Source organism: Thioclava arctica, assembly GCF_040892615.1.
Lineage (GTDB): Bacteria > Pseudomonadota > Alphaproteobacteria > Rhodobacterales > Rhodobacteraceae > Thioclava > Thioclava arctica.
Map to the genome: position 1 here is coordinate 1 of NZ_JBFRYC010000020.1, position 14,867 is coordinate 14,867.

Below are 14,867 nucleotides of genomic sequence, written 5' to 3' on the forward strand. Positions count from 1 at the left end.
CCTCATTATAGGCAGTCCAATTCGTTGTCTTGTAGGTCGGTGCTGTCGGTTTGCTCATGCCCATCAGCTACCACACTGGATTCACGACATGAATCCCTACCGGATTTGTGCAACAGAGCCGTGCGGGGATACTAACATAGTTTAACCTCGTGTGGCGAGATGTCGCGCCCAGCGTAAACAATAGGAGTCCTGCACGTCGTGTCTGACCTGTCAAAATTCCCGATTACCCGGCGTTGGCCTGCCAGCAATCCGCAGATGCTCCAGCTATATTCGTTTCCCACACCCAATGGGGTTAAGGTTTCGATCATGCTTGAAGAGATCGGCCTGCCCTACGAGCCGCATCTGGTGAAATTCGCCACCTCAGATCAAATGAGCCCCGAGTTTCTCTCGCTCAATCCCAATAACAAAATCCCTGCCATCATTGATCCAAACGGGCCGGGCGACGCGCCATTGGCGCTGTTTGAAAGCGGCGCGATCCTGATTTATCTGGCTGAGAAGACGGGGCAGCTTTTGCCACAGGCGCGGCGTTATGAAGTGCTGCAATGGCTGATGTTTCAGATGGGTGGTATCGGCCCGATGTTTGGCCAGCTTGGCTATTTCCACGTCAGCACGGGCAAAGACATCGACGATCCGCGCCCCAAAGAGCGCTACCGCGAAGAGGCCGCCCGCCTACTGGGCGTGCTTGACGGGGCGCTCGCGGGGCGCGACTGGATTGCGGGGGACTACACGATTGCCGATATCGCGATCGCCCCTTGGCTGCGCACCTTGCGCGACTTCTACAAAGCGGGTGACATGACCGGGTGGGACGCGCTGCGCCATGTCCCCGCCTATCTGGATCGCTTTCTTGAGCGCCCCGCAGTGCAGCGCGGATTGACGATTCCGGCACGCGACTAGGACCGCGCGCCAATCCTCGGTACCGCGTCTTAGCTGCGAATGCGCCGAGCACGCGCCCGCGCCACCAACCGGCCAGCAAGCCAAGCAGCACAATGCGTGGCCAGCATGGGCGCGACGGGCGAAATATCCAGCGCCTCTCCGGCAGAGACCTCATAGAGGCGTGCACGCGCTTGCGCACGTGCGGTCATCGCGATGTCATCGGGCGAGCAAGCCAACCCTTCGTGCACCAGATCAACGGCCTCATCTTGGGCGATATTGGGATTGAACGCAGCCTCAACCGCATCCGGGTTTTCAAGCCACGCCCGAAGCCGCGCATGCACCGCCGCAATCCGGGCGCGCGCGAGATCCCGTTGATCGGCCCGAAAGTCACATTCCAACGGCAAGGTCGCCACCAGTGACGCCCGCTCTTCGCGCAGATTTGCCGCCGCATCCCGCAACGCCACCGCATCAGACGTGGCGGATTGCGTGGCATCCTTTTCACAGGCGGCAATCATTCCGTCCATCACAGTGATGCGGTTTTGCGCAATCATCTCAGCGGTTTCGGCGAAAGCAAGGTCGCGCGCAGCAAGGCGCAACTCATCCAGCGCCGCTTCGATCGGGTAGGCCCCACCGAATTCTGCACGCGACTGGTGTGGGCCAGCATCGGCCCAATAAAGATCTTGGAACATGGCAGCGTCCCTCCTATGGCAGCATTTGCACGCTGCCACGGGACGGTGAACAAGAAGTGAACAAAGCGCCAGAAATCAACCTAGAGACGATTGAACATCTAAAATACTAGGCTTTTTCCGTCAGAACTTTTTTCAGCGGGTCGAACATTGCGTTATTCGCCGCAACCACCGAGCCCGATTCAAAGATCGTGCGGCCCTCGCGCAGGGACGACACAAAGCCGCCCGCCTCTTTCACCAGAATCAGCCCAGCGGCGATATCCCAGGAATTCAGCCCACGTTCCCAATAGCCCTCATAGCGCCCCGAGGCGACATAGGCCAAATCCAGCGCCGCTGCCCCCCAACGCCGCACACCGGCACATTGCGGCATCAGGCGCGCAAGGTCTTGCAAGGTGGCAGGCAGGGTCGCTTTGCCGCCAAAAGGAACGCCGGTCGCAAAGATCGACTCGATCATTTTGTGACGCCCCGAAACGCGCAAGCGCGTCTCGTTCATGAACGCACCAAGCCCTTTTTCGGCGTAATACATCTCGTCTTTCGCAGCATCAAACACCACGCCCGCAATCACTTCGCCCTTATGCTCCAGCGCGATCGAAATGGCCCAATGGGGCAAGCCGTGCAGAAAATTCGTGGTGCCATCAAGCGGGTCGACAATCCAGCGACGGGTCGGGTCTTCGCCCTCTTCTTCGCCGGTTTCTTCGCCAACCCAGCCATAGGACGGACGCGCCGCGCGCAGGTCTTCCTTGATGATCGCTTCGGCCTCACGATCGGCTTTGGACACGAAGTCGCCCGGCCCTTTGGATGAGACCTGAAGGTTCTCTACCTCACGGAAGTCCTTGACCAGCGAGCGGCCTGCCTTGCGGGCGGCCTTGATCATCAGGTTGAGGTTTGCGCTGCCTTGCATCCGAAGAGCTCCTTGCGTTTCAAGCGGCTGCCTTACAAGGGTTGCGCACGGAATCCAAGAGCCCGCGCACCGCCCCCGATCATGCGCGTTGCAATTTCACCGGCTCTGAGCGTGCCAAGCGTAGGAAATGAGACATGAAAGGCTGCGTCGCGTCCTCGACCCGCGTCGCAGCATAAAGGCGTTTGGTCAGCCCTTTCGCGGTAACCGGGCGGGTGATGTAGTCGGGCTGATACTTCACCTCGCGCAGCACCCAGTCGGGCAGCACCGACACCCCGCGCCCCGAGGCCACCAGCATCAAGATTACCGCCGTCAACTCGACCTTGCGATGTGCCTTGGGTTCGACATGCGCGGGCGTCAGCAATTGCGTGAAAATGTCGATGCGCGCGCGATCCACCGGGTAGGTGATCAGCGTCTGATCGGCGAAATCTTCGGCCTCGACAAAGGGCTTTGCCGCCAAGGGGCTATTGGCGGGGGCCACCAGCGTGGGCGCGTAATCAAACAGCGGATTGAACTGCACGCCGGGGATCGTTTCGGGATCAGACGAGATCACCAGATCGACCTCTTCGCGCGTCAGTGCAGGCAAGGCGTTAAACGCAAGACCGGGGCGGATATCGACGTCGATTTCGGGCCAGGCATGGCGAAACTGTTCCAGCACCGGAAAGAGCCAGTCGAAACAGGCGTGACATTCAATCGCAATGTGCAAGCGGCCCGCGCGGCCCGACCGCAGCGCGTCGAACTCGGCCTCGGTTGCGGCGATCTCGGGCAGGATGCGCTCGGCCAATCGCAGCAGCTTCATACCCGCCGCCGACAATTTCAGCGGCTTGGAGCGGCGCACGAATAGTTCGACCCCGGTTTGATCCTCCAGCCCCTTGATTTGGTGAGACAGCGCACTTTGTGTTATGTGCAACTGGTCCGCCGCCCGCGCGAGTCCGCCCGCATCGTGAATCGCCTTGATCGTGCGCAGGTGACGGAACTCGATGTGCATCTTGTTGTCAGGCTCATAACAATTTTGAATATTATGAGTTTGTCTCACAATGAGTGATCTGGCACAAGAGACCCAACGAAAAGGAACGCCGCCATGACCACGCCGAAAATCAGCTTTGAGTTCTTCCCACCGCAGACGCTGGATGCGTCCTTTCGGCTGTGGGAAACGGCGCAGCTTCTGGCGCCGCTTCAGCCTGAATTCGTCTCGGTCACCTATGGTGCGGGCGGCACAACGCGCAAATTGACCCATGAGGCCGTGGGCGCGATTCACAAGAATTACGGGCTGAATGTGGCCGCGCACTTGACCTGCGTTGAGGCAACGAAAGCCGAAACGCTGGAGATCGTGAATGCCTATGCCGAGGTTGGTGTCACGGAAATCGTCGCCCTTCGTGGCGACCCGCCCAAAGGGTCGAACGGCTTCACGCCGCACCCCGATGGATTTGCATCGTCGGTCGAACTGATCGAGGCACTGGCCGAGGATGGTCGCTTCACGATCCGCGCGGGCGCCTATCCCGAACCCCACCCCGAGGCCACGGATTCGCTGGCCGATGTGCGCTGGCTCAAGCGCAAGGTCGAGGCGGGGGCCACCAGCGCCATCACGCAGTTTTTCTTTGAAGCCGACACATTTTTCCGCTTTCGCGATGCCTGCGAGAAAGAGGGGATCGAGGCCAAGATCATCCCCGGCATCCTGCCGATCCAGTCGTGGAAAGGGGCTAAGAAATTCGCCCAAAGCTGTGGCACCTCGATCCCGGCTTGGGTCGAAGAGGCGTTTGAAGCCGCGACGCGCGATGATCGCGAACAGCTTTTGGCAACCGCGCTGTGCACCGAGCTTTGCGACAAGCTGATCGAGGGCGGCGTCGAGGATCTGCATTTCTACACGCTCAACCGCCCCACGCTGACGCGCGATGTGTGCCATGCTTTGGGTGTGACGCCCGAAACGGTTCTGGAAAACGTCGCCTGAGGGACCTTCGGCGAAAACCAAAACGGGGGGCCATGCGTCCCCCCTTTGCATGCGCGCGCGCCGTGTGACGCTAGGAAAGTCACGCATGTCCTTGGCATTGCCAAAACGGACGCTAGCCTGTGGCGCATCTAACAGGAGACGCTAATGCCCGATCCCAAATATGCCGACGGCCCCGAGGATTTCCTCGCTCTTGACGAGGTTCTGAGCATATCGGGGCTCGACTACATCCGTAAGATGGCGGCGGGCGAAGTGCCCTCACCCACCGTGCAGAAACTGATGGCCTATAAGATCACGCAGGTCGAAGAAGGTCGCGTCGAGCTGCGTGGCACGCCCGGGCATCCGCAAACAAATGGCTATGGCGGCATTCACGGCGGCTGGTATGCAATGGTGCTCGACACCGCGATGACCTGCGCAGTGATCACCGGGCTGAAACGGGGCCAGACCCAGACCACGCTGGAATTCAAAGTCAATCTGATTGGAGCGATCAAGCCGGGCACCGAGGTGGTCGCGACGGGCACGCTTGATCACATCGGGCGCTCAACCGGAGTCGCGCGCGGCGAGATTCGGGGCGCTCAGGATGGGCGGCTCTATGCTACGGGCTCCGCCACCTGTTTCGTGATGACCCCCGGAGGCTGACGACGCGGGTGGCACGGCCGGTTTGGGGTCCAGCAGACGCGGGCGCAAGATCGGGCGCCACCCCCCCGGCGGCGCAAGCGGCACCGATTCGTGCAAGCTCTCACTTGGATCACGACCCACGACGCGCGGGGCACGCAGCAACGAATATTTCCCCCAACCGCGCCAAGAACCAACCGAGGCGGCATTGGCATCGCGGGGAAATTGGTCTTGCCAATCGGGCGGCAGCGAGAGCCCCAGCGCCTCGGCCTTCTCCAGCATCCAGACCAGCGGGATATTGGCCAAAGGCCGCGAGTCTTCATAATGGCCAAGCTGGCCGCCGATATCGCCATGACAGCCGCGAAACCAAACCTGTTCGATCCGCGAAGCCCCGGTGCCCTCGCTGTCCCAGATCAGCGGCTCGAGCACGGACCGCGTTTCGTCCAGCGCCAACGCCTGATAGCCATGATGCACGCTTTGCCCCAGTAAATGGTCATGAAACTGCGCGCGCCGCTCGTTCCAAATCCAGAAAAACGGCAAGCGCACGCCCAGCGCACTGACCGTGTCAAACGCACCCACCATTTCCAGCCGTACCGAGGGGTGACACAGCCCATCGCGAAAGCCATGCAGAATTGGCGCAGGCGTTGCCCCCTCATAGTGACGCCACGCCATCTGCGTATTGCGTTCAATCGCGGCCTCGGCGCGCAACAGCCCGACACGTTCAATCATTCCCGCCAGCGAGCGCGCCGCAAAAGCCCCGCGCGAATAGCCGATCAGGAAAATCCGATCGCCGGGATGATAGCGCATCGCCAGCCATCCATAGGCGCGCAGAATCTGGCGGTTCACGCCCCAACCGAACCACACATCTGATGTGTCATGCCATTCGCGCCATTGCAGCCCACGCCCGTAATAGACCGACACTTTGGGCGCGGCGCGGCGCAAAAACCGATAGATAATCCCGATCGACGTCAGACGATCCGACCGCAAGCTGCCCAAGGTGCCATCCAGCAGCACAACATGATCGACCGGCGCGCGCCCCCGCATGGCTGAGCGCGCCTCGGGGCTGGCCCGGTCGTGACGTCGGAAAACCGACATCAACCTGTCAAACAACCCGCGCAAATCGCCCTCCCCGAAGACAAACGAAAAACCTTGCCCCACAGAGTGTAAGGCAAGGTTGGTTAATTTTCATTGCCTTTGTCAGGGCGCTTGCGTGATCGCTTAGAAATTGAGGCTCAGCGCCGTCACCACTTCAAGCTGACCAAAGCCGTTAAAGCGGGTGTTGGTCGCGCTCGAATACGCGCCCATGCCTTGGAAGACGACGAAATCGCCCTCTGCCAGATCCATCGGCAACGCCATTTCGCCGGGCAGCCGGTCCACCGAGTCACAGGTCGGGCCAAACACCACACGCGGCTGCCCCGCCTCGCGCCGGAACTGCCCCTCGGGCGAGATCACCTGCACGCGGTCGATGATCCCGATCAGCGGCAGCTCCGCCAATCCGCCATACACGCCATCATTGAGAAACACATGTGCCCCGTCGCGCACCGCTTTGACGCGCGTGACATGCACAAAGGCATCGCCCACCAGGCCACGACCGGGCTCACAGACAAGTGCCGGACGCACCGCCCCAAAGGCCTCGTCGCGCACCCGTGCAATCAACGCGAAGATTTCTTCGAGAACCGGTGCCGGCCCTTGCAAGCGGTGGTTCGGGAACCCGCCCCCCACATTGAGACGCGCGATTTGAACGCCCGCATTGCCAGCGATCTCGGCGGCGGCGCGGATATAAGCATCCCATGCCTTCGGATCGGTGCATTGCGTGCCCGGATGGAAGGTCAGCGAGGGAATGAACCCGGCCGCCGCAGCACGTGAGAGCAGCACAGCAGCCAGCTCTGCGGTCGCGCCGAATTTCGCCCCGAAATTATACGCGGCACCCGAGACCGGCAGCTTGAAGCGCACGGAAATCTCGCAGCCCTCGGCAGGGACCATCTCGATCAGCTTTTCCAGTTCCGAGATCGAATCCACCGACCAGGTTTTCACATTCATCTTCACGGCAAAGGCGATCTCGTCCCGCCCGCGCACGGGGTTGTGGTAATGCAGCGCTGCGGTCGGTGCGAGGCGACGGATCATCGCGATCTCGGCGGGGCTGGCGACATCGAAGCCACGGATACCGGCTGCAACCAGATTCTCGATCACCATCTCGTCGGGATTCGATTTCACGGCATAGGTCACCAGACCCGGAAAGCCGCCCAGAAACCGCCGCGCGGTCGCTTGCAGCACGGTCGGTGCAAACACCAGCACCGGATGATCCGGCAGCTTGGTGCGAATAACTTCCACGGGGTTTGCCCAGATTGTCTTCGACAGTCCCATCGGCTTGCTCCTTGCCAAATGAGTGGCAGCCACCTCTTGCCCCGAGCGGGTTGGGAGAGCGCTTACGCGTTTCAACCAGTCCGCAGGCAAGGTACGTATGAGCCGCCCTTTTCCTGTCCGTCTATAGTCCGCGATATGCGTCACGTTTTCACCAGTTAAAAGAACAAATTAGTTGCGAAACTCCGTTAGAATAACGAAAGTGCCGGTCAAATTGTAAGGTAACACCATGGATGAGCTCGATCAGAAGATTCTCGGCCTGCTTTCAGCCGATGCCAGGATCTCCCTCGCAACGATGGCGCGCCGGCTACGGGTCGCGCGCTCGACGGTGCAGACGCGGCTGGAGCGGCTGGAAACCAACGGGATGATTGCAGGCTACACCGTCAAACTGGGTGAGGAAGCCAAAGCCGCACGCCTGCGCGCGACTGTCTTGCTCGAAATCGATTTGCGGGTTCAGGCCGCGATTTTGCAAAAACTGCGCACCCTGCCCGAGATCGAACGGATCGTCACCTCGTCCGGGCGCATCGACCTGATGCTGCAAATCGCGGCGAACTCGACGCCTCAGCTTGATAAGGTGCTTGACGTGATCGGCGAGATTCCGGGCGTCAAAGACTCCGAAAGCTTGATTCATCTGACGACGAAACTCGACCGCGCCGTCTAGGACGCCGCCCTGAGGGGGCTCTGCCCCAACTGACAAAGCCAAGTCTTTGTCAGTCCCCCGGGATATTTCCAGAATTTGGAAAGGAAAGGCGCGCCCGACTCGAACCGCAGAGGGGCGGGTAAGCCGGGCGCTTTCCAAATTCGCGGCCATCGGCGTCCCCGCCTGTCCCGCATAACCTGATTGGCCCGATTCTGGTTAAGGGTGCGTTACCAGCTTCCAAATTCCCGAAATATCCCGGGGGAGCCTGCGCAGCAGGCGGGGGCAGCGCCCCCTTCGGGCCGCCGTTACAAACTGCGAAGGGTTTTCCTTGCCGCGCGCGCACGCTACACAACGCTCAAGCCAGCAAGGATGCCATGACATGACAATGGACAAAACTTTTGACGCCGCCGCCGCCGAGCCGCGGATCTATGCGAAATGGGAAGAGATGGGGGCGTTCAAAGCGGGCGCAAACGCCTCGCGCGAGGAAACATTCTGCGTGATGATCCCGCCGCCCAATGTCACCGGGGCACTTCATGTCGGGCACGCCTTTAACAACACGGTGCAGGACATCCTTGTACGCTGGCACCGGATGCGCGGCTTCGACACGCTCTGGCAGCCGGGTCAGGACCATGCGGGCATCGCGACCCAGCTGATGGTGGAGAAGGAACTGGCCAAGACCCAGCAGCCCAAACGCACCGAGCTGGGGCGTGAAAAATTCCTCGAGAAGGTCTGGGATTGGAAGGGCGAATATGGCTCGACCATCGTCAACCAGCTTAAGCGGCTAGGCTCTAGCGCGGATTGGTCACGCAACGCGTTCACGATGGCAGGCGCGCCGGGCGATCCGCGCACCGGCCATGAAAACAGCCCCAATTTCCATGATGCCGTCATCAAGGTCTTCGTGGATATGTATGAAAAGGGCCTGATCTATCGCGGCAAGCGGCTGGTCAACTGGGACCCTCATTTCGAAACCGCGATCTCCGATCTTGAGGTCGAGAATATCGAAGTTGCGGGCCATATGTGGCACTTCAAATATCCGCTCGCTGGCGGCGAGACCTACACTTACGTCGAGAAAGACGAGCACGGGAATATCGTCGTGCAAGAAGAGCGCGACTATATTTCCATCGCGACCACGCGCCCCGAAACGATGCTGGGCGATGGCGCGGTGGCGGTGCATCCCTCAGATACGCGCTATGCGCCGATCGTGGGCAAGCTGTGTGAAATTCCGGTCGGCCCCAAGGAACACCGCCGCCTGATTCCGATCATCACCGATCAATACCCGGACAAGGATTTCGGCTCGGGCGCGGTGAAGATCACCGGCGCGCATGATTTCAACGACTACCAGGTCGCCAAGCGCAACGGCATCCCGATGTATCGCCTGATGGATACCAAAGGCGCGATGCGCGATGACGGGTTGCCTTACGAGGACTGCGCCGCGCGTGCGATGGAAATTTCGAAAGGCGCGGATTTCACCGAGACCGAGATCGACAGCCTCAACCTTGTGCCCGACGCCTTGCGCGGCCTTGATCGTTTTGAGGCCCGCAAAGCCGTGATCGCGCAGATCACCGATGAGGGGCTGGCGGTGATGATTCCCGGCGAGCCTGACGATTCCGATGGCAAGGTTTGCTTTGATGGCGGCATGGTGCCGCTTGTCGAAGCCAAGCCGATCATGCAGCCTTTCGGCGATCGCTCGAAAGTCGTGATCGAGCCGATGCTGACCGATCAGTGGTTCGTGGATGCCGAAAAGATCGTCGGACGCGCGCTGGATGCGGTGCGTAATGGCGACACGGTGATCCTGCCCGAGGCGGGCGAGAAGACCTATTACCACTGGCTGGAAAACATTGAGCCGTGGTGCATTTCGCGCCAGCTTTGGTGGGGCCATCAAATCCCGGTCTGGTATGGCCTTGACCTTGAAGCGCCCGATTTCCGCGATGATGAGGGTGATGGCACCCTTGATCTGGTCGAAATGGGTCGGCTGCTGGTGGAAACCAAGATGGTCCATCAGGGCGATGTGCATCACTGCGCGCCAGAATTCGACGGGGTCGTTGCGCAGTTCAAGGCGGGCATCGCGGGGCTACCCACGCCGCTCAACGCTGCGCGCGTGATCGAAGTGGCCGACCGTCACGCCGCTGTTGAGGCGCTGGCCGCGAGCCTTGCCAATTACGAGATGACCGAGGACCCGACGCAGCTGATCTACCCGATCTGGCGCGACGCGGATGTGCTCGATACCTGGTTCAGCTCGGGGCTGTGGCCGATCGGCACTTTGGGATGGCCAGAAGAGACGCCCGAATTGGCGAAATACTTCCCGACCGATGTGTTGGTGACCGGCTTTGACATCCTGTTCTTCTGGGTCGCCCGGATGATGATGATGCAGCTTGCCGTGACCGATCAGGTGCCGTTCCACACGGTCTATCTGCACCAGCTCGTGCGCGACGAGAAGGGCAAGAAGATGTCCAAGACCACGGGCAATGTGATTGACCCGCTGGAGATCATCGACGCTTACGGTGCGGATGCGCTGCGCTTTACCAATGCCGCGATGGCGGCGCTTGGCGGCGTGCTGAAACTCAGCGAAGAGCGCATCAAAGGCTATCGCAACTTTGGCACCAAGATCTGGAACGCCACCCGCTTTGCCGAGATGAACGGCGTCTTTGAGGGCCCGGTTGTCAGCGCGATCCCGCAGCCAAAGCATACCGTGAACCGCTGGATCATCGGCGAAACTGCGAAAGTGCGCGAGTTGGTCGATGACTCCTTTGCCAACTATCGCTTTAACGATGCGGCGCTAGGGCTCTATGGCTTTGTCTGGGGCAAGGTGTGCGACTGGTATGTCGAGTTTGCCAAGCCGCTGTTTGATGGCGAATATGCCGAGGAAACGCGCGAAACGATGCGTTGGGTGCTGGATCAGTGCTACATCCAGTTGCACCCAATTATGCCCTTCATCACCGAAGAGCTGTGGGATTTGACCGCGCCGCAGGGTGATCGTGCCAAGATGCTGGTGCATGCCGATTGGCCCACCTACACCGCCGCCGATCTGGTTGATCCGGCTGCGGATCGCGAGATGAACTGGGTGATCGATCTGATCGAGGCAATCCGGTCTTCGCGCACGCAGATGGGGGTTCCGGTGGGGCTGAAACTGCCGATGGTTCTGGCGCAGGCGGATGACGCAGCACGCGCTGCGCTGGCCAATAACGAGGCGCTGATTTTCCGCATCGCGCGGGTCGACAGCATCACCGAGGCCGCGATCCCGAAAGGGGCGATCTCGATCCCGGCTCAGGGCGCGTTGTTCGGTCTGCCGCTGGAAGGGGTGATCGACATCGGCGCGGAAAAGGCCCGTCTGGAAAAGGCTTTGGGCAAGATGGAAAAGGATATCGGCGGGTTGAAAGGCCGGCTGAACAATCCGAAATTCATCGAGAATGCCGACCCCGAGGTCGTGGTCGAGACCCGCGGGAATCTCGCGCGGGCCGAGGAAGAGGCCGACAAGGTGCGCGGCGCGGTCACCCGCCTTGCAGAGCTTGGCTAAACAAAACGGGGCGGGCGCCTAGCCCGCCTCTTTCATCGTGAAGGCCACCCCCGAGGCGATCATGCAGATCACCGCATACGCGATCAGCACCGCCTCTGGCCCCATCATCGCCACAGCGGAACTGACCGCGCCAAACCCCAGCAGCATCACACCCACCGTCGTGTTGGACACCGCCGTATAGGCGGCGCGATTGTCCTTGGGGGCCATATCAACCAGATAGGTGGACCGCCCCAGCCGCACGCCTTGATAGCCAATCATCAACCCAAACAGCGTGATCGGCGCAGCCCAAATCGTGCTCATCAGATCGGCCTGATCCAGCCCGATCCCCAACGCCAGAAACACCGCCGCGACCATCCCTGTGAAAATCAGCACTTTGCGCGAAGACCGATCCGCCAACCGCCCCCAAATATAGGAGCTCGTCAGCGAGGCCAGCGCCGATGCCAGCACCATCGCCCCGAGCGCGCCAAAACGATTATCGCCCGCCTGCGCGGCGAGCAGCACGATATAGGGCGGGGCAAGCGCTGTGGGCAGCAACAGCGTGCGCGCAATCACGAATTTCCCCAGATCACGGTCCTGCCACAGCAGCGCCAATTCGTGCCAGCCCACGCCTTTTCCCGGCTCGCCCGGCTGGTCCTCTTCTCGCAAGGTCGAGAACACCGCCGCCGCCGCGACCCAAAGCAGCGCAGCAAAAGAGATCGCCCCGATCACAAGGTTCATCCGCCCAAAAATGCCGGTGATCAAGATCACCGCAAACAGGATCACCCCCGCTGCGGAAATCGTCGTGGCGATCCCGGTCGTGGTGCCGCGACGCGTGCGATCCACCGTCTTGCCCAGCACGTCCTTATAGCTCACCGACGAGATCGAGCGCGCTATCGCCAGCACAGCCAGCGCCGCCAGTATCGCCAGACCCGCGCCCATGCCCTGCATCGTGATCGCGATCCCCACGATGGCCGCCGCCGCCAGCCCCTGAAACAGACTGCCCGCCGCCCAAGCCCATTTGCGCTGCGGCATCCGGCGGATACGCGGTGCGGTGAACAGTTGGGGCAGCAGCGAGCCGGCCTCTCGGATCGGCACCAACCAAGACACCAGCGAGGCGGGCGCGCCAACCGCCTGCATCAGCCAGCTTAGCACCAGTTTCGGGTCGATCAGCCCATCGGCCAGTTTGGTCATCGACAGCGAGGCGACATGGCGCAGGAAATTGGCTGGTTCGGCGCGGCTCGCCTGATCGCTTAGCTCTTTGGGGGTGCCGCTTTTGTCGCCTGTCAGGGTGTGAAACAAGCTTTTGGCGAAGGAGGTCTCACTGGCGCTCATCGGCTGGCTCTCCGGTCAGGGTCGTCTGCAATTGCATACTCCAGCATAAAGCCCAGACCCAGCGCCAAGTTCCACACGCCCCCTTGCCGCAGAAACGCTTTGCGCTTACCCCTTGGGGCATGACTGGACCTCGCTATACAAAATTGATCAACAGCCTGCCTGCCACCGTGCCTTTCATCGGGCCCGAGGAGCAAGAACGCATCGCTGGCCGCCCCTTCACCGCAAGGCTTGGGGCGAATGAAAATGGCTTTGGCCCAAGCCCGCGCGCGATTGCCGCGATGGCCGCCGCCGCCGGCGATGTCTGGAAATACGGCGATTCCAGCAGCCATGATCTGCGCGCAGCAATTGCCGCCGCGCATGGGGTCGGCATCGAGAACGTGCTGGTGGGGGAAGGAATTGACGGACTGCTGGGCTATCTGTGCCGCCTGATGATCGAGCCGGGCGATGCGGTGGTGACCTCGGACGGGGCCTATCCGACCTTTAACTACCATGTCGCGGGTTTTGGCGGCGTGCTGCATAAGGTTGCCTACCACGATGATCGCGAAGACCCGCAGGCGCTGCTTGCCAAAGCGGCTGAGACAAACGCCAAGCTGGTCTATCTTGCCAATCCCGACAACCCGATGGGCAGCCATCACCCCCGCGAGGCGGTCGAGGCGATGATCGAGGCCCTGCCAGACGGCACGTTGATGGTGCTTGATGAGGCCTATGTCGAATTCGCCCCCGAGGGGACCGAGGCGCGCATTGCCGCCGATGATCCGCGCGTGATCCGGATGCGGACCTTTTCCAAAGCGCATGGCATGGCGGGCGCGCGGGTGGGCTATGCGCTGGCCGCGCCGTCGCTGATCGCGGCGTTCGACAAGATCCGCAACCATTTCGGCATGTGTCGGATCTCTCAGGCGGGCGCGCTGGCGGCGCTGCAAGATACCACTTGGCAGGCCTATATGCGGCTTCTGGTGACGGGCGCGCGCACCCGGATTACCCAGATCGCGGCGCAAAACGGGCTGACGGCCCTGCCCTCGGCGGCCAATTTCGTCGCCATCGATTGCGGCGCGGATGGGGCTTTCGCGCGCACGGTCCTGCAGGAATTGGGCAAGCGAAGCGTGTTTGTCCGCATGCCTTTCGTGGCTCCGCAAGATCGCTGCATCCGCGTCTCGGTCGGCCCCGAGCCCGAACTTGACGCCTTTGCCGCCGCCTTGCCCGAAGCGCTGAAATCTGCCCGCGCCACCCTGTCGCGTTGATTGGCCCCGTGATCCGGTTCATCTGTGTCTCAAACTTGACTCTCAGATAAAGGAAAGCGCGATGAAACAATCTCTGCTGATGGAAAAGTACCCGGTTTTCGATATGTCTCTGCCCAAGGGCGAGACCTCTTGCGCCTCAGTCGATGACATCATCGCCAAGCTGCACACCAAGATCGACGCCCATCCCAAGGTCGCCTATATCGCGACCTTCGATCACTACGCGCATACCAAATCAATTGACGGCACTGTGGCCGACGGGATCAAGGACGCCAAGAACATCGTGTTCTGCTTTGGTGTGGCGCTGCCCAACCCGCATGTGCTGGCCGTGCGCCCACGCGCGATTGGCGTGGCCGATATGGGCGACAGCTTTCATCTGACCTTCCTTGAGCCGCCGATGGAAGTCGCGACCAAGGAAATGGAAGCTTGGTGTAAGGCACTGGCCGACAAGGCGTAAATCCGCCAAGCACATCGGCGGAAGGGGGCCGATCAAGCATCCCCTCCGCCATTGGTGAGTTGATCCGACTCACCACACTGCTCATGTTCTATCGCAAAACAGGAGCAGTCCCATGAGTCGCAAAACCCGCAACACTCGTATCGCTATGCTCAGCCCGCTGGCGTTCGCATTGGCTTTTGGCGCCTATGCGGGCACCACGCAGTCAGGCCGTGAACAGCGCCTGTCCATTGCGTTTGAGCAAAGCGCCCCGATCCGGCGCGACGACGAGGATGAGCTGGGCTGGCTTACCGAATGGCTGGAGCGCCACGGGCAAGCCTAGAAGACCTAGCGTG

Annotated in this window: 14 protein-coding genes; 8 read left to right on the forward strand and 6 right to left on the reverse strand. The window is 61.1% G+C overall.

Going from position 1 to position 14,867, the window contains the following annotated elements; translation table 11 throughout:
• Positions 1 to 198 precede the first annotated feature (198 nt).
• Complete coding sequence (locus tag AB4874_RS18485) at positions 199 to 894, forward strand: glutathione S-transferase family protein (RefSeq protein WP_368393089.1); 696 nt, start codon at positions 199 to 201, stop codon at positions 892 to 894.
• Positions 895 to 923: 29 nt separating this feature from the next.
• Here AB4874_RS18485 and AB4874_RS18490 read toward each other — a convergent pair whose 3' ends face one another.
• The 3 genes from AB4874_RS18490 to AB4874_RS18500 all read right to left on the reverse strand — a co-directional run bounded on the left by AB4874_RS18490 (position 924) and on the right by AB4874_RS18500 (position 3,445).
• The gene (locus AB4874_RS18490) at positions 924 to 1,562 is read right to left on the reverse strand and encodes a hypothetical protein (protein WP_368393090.1); all 639 of its coding nucleotides are present in this window, start codon (positions 1,560 to 1,562) and stop codon (positions 924 to 926) included.
• Positions 1,563 to 1,668: 106 nt separating this feature from the next.
• The gene (locus AB4874_RS18495) at positions 1,669 to 2,460 is read right to left on the reverse strand and encodes an inositol monophosphatase family protein (protein WP_295535196.1); all 792 of its coding nucleotides are present in this window, start codon (positions 2,458 to 2,460) and stop codon (positions 1,669 to 1,671) included.
• A 79-nt stretch (positions 2,461 to 2,539) separates the two neighbouring features.
• Positions 2,540 to 3,445, reverse strand: coding sequence for a LysR family transcriptional regulator (locus AB4874_RS18500; protein WP_368393091.1), 906 nt, complete (start codon positions 3,443 to 3,445; stop codon positions 2,540 to 2,542).
• Between the two features lie 93 nt (positions 3,446 to 3,538).
• Here AB4874_RS18500 and metF point away from each other — a divergent pair, with 93 nt between their 5' ends.
• Both metF and AB4874_RS18510 read left to right on the forward strand, forming a co-directional pair.
• Entirely contained in the window at positions 3,539 to 4,405 is an 867-nt protein-coding gene (metF, locus tag AB4874_RS18505; RefSeq protein WP_368393092.1) for a methylenetetrahydrofolate reductase [NAD(P)H], read from the forward strand.
• Between the two features lie 144 nt (positions 4,406 to 4,549).
• Positions 4,550 to 5,041, forward strand: a complete 492-nt coding sequence (locus AB4874_RS18510) for a PaaI family thioesterase (protein ID WP_368393093.1) — start codon at positions 4,550 to 4,552, stop codon at positions 5,039 to 5,041.
• Here the strand turns inward: AB4874_RS18510 and AB4874_RS18515 are convergent.
• Both AB4874_RS18515 and AB4874_RS18520 read right to left on the reverse strand, forming a co-directional pair.
• Positions 4,943 to 6,136, reverse strand: a complete 1,194-nt coding sequence (locus AB4874_RS18515; RefSeq protein ID WP_368393094.1) for a T6SS phospholipase effector Tle1-like catalytic domain-containing protein — start codon at positions 6,134 to 6,136, stop codon at positions 4,943 to 4,945. The two genes, AB4874_RS18510 and AB4874_RS18515, sit on opposite strands and share 99 nt — an antisense overlap.
• Positions 6,137 to 6,235: 99 nt before the next feature.
• On the reverse strand, positions 6,236 to 7,381 hold the full coding sequence (locus tag AB4874_RS18520; RefSeq protein ID WP_295535189.1) for a type III PLP-dependent enzyme: 1,146 nt from the start codon (positions 7,379 to 7,381) through the stop codon (positions 6,236 to 6,238).
• Between the two features lie 226 nt (positions 7,382 to 7,607).
• Between AB4874_RS18520 and AB4874_RS18525 the strand changes: the two genes are divergently transcribed.
• On the forward strand, positions 7,608 to 8,039 hold the full coding sequence (locus tag AB4874_RS18525; protein ID WP_295535188.1) for an Lrp/AsnC family transcriptional regulator: 432 nt from the start codon (positions 7,608 to 7,610) through the stop codon (positions 8,037 to 8,039).
• 358 nt (positions 8,040 to 8,397) lie between these two features.
• Complete coding sequence (locus AB4874_RS18530) at positions 8,398 to 11,532, forward strand: valine--tRNA ligase (protein ID WP_368393095.1); 3,135 nt, start codon at positions 8,398 to 8,400, stop codon at positions 11,530 to 11,532.
• An 18-nt stretch (positions 11,533 to 11,550) separates the two neighbouring features.
• Here AB4874_RS18530 and AB4874_RS18535 read toward each other — a convergent pair whose 3' ends face one another.
• Positions 11,551 to 12,843 carry an MFS transporter gene (locus AB4874_RS18535; RefSeq protein ID WP_368393096.1) on the reverse strand — a complete coding sequence of 431 codons (1,293 nt, stop codon included), beginning with the start codon at positions 12,841 to 12,843 and terminating at the stop codon, positions 11,551 to 11,553.
• A 119-nt stretch (positions 12,844 to 12,962) separates the two neighbouring features.
• On the opposite strand from AB4874_RS18535, the gene AB4874_RS18540 reads away from it, so the two are divergent.
• The 3 genes from AB4874_RS18540 to AB4874_RS18550 all read left to right on the forward strand — a co-directional run bounded on the left by AB4874_RS18540 (position 12,963) and on the right by AB4874_RS18550 (position 14,854).
• Complete coding sequence (locus tag AB4874_RS18540) at positions 12,963 to 14,081, forward strand: pyridoxal phosphate-dependent aminotransferase (protein WP_368393097.1); 1,119 nt, start codon at positions 12,963 to 12,965, stop codon at positions 14,079 to 14,081.
• A 61-nt stretch (positions 14,082 to 14,142) separates the two neighbouring features.
• On the forward strand, positions 14,143 to 14,535 hold the full coding sequence (locus AB4874_RS18545) for a DUF6858 family protein (RefSeq protein ID WP_368393098.1): 393 nt from the start codon (positions 14,143 to 14,145) through the stop codon (positions 14,533 to 14,535).
• A gap of 112 nt (positions 14,536 to 14,647) precedes the next feature.
• Complete coding sequence (locus tag AB4874_RS18550; RefSeq protein WP_295536911.1) at positions 14,648 to 14,854, forward strand: hypothetical protein; 207 nt, start codon at positions 14,648 to 14,650, stop codon at positions 14,852 to 14,854.
• The last annotated feature ends 13 nt before the right edge of the window (positions 14,855 to 14,867 follow it).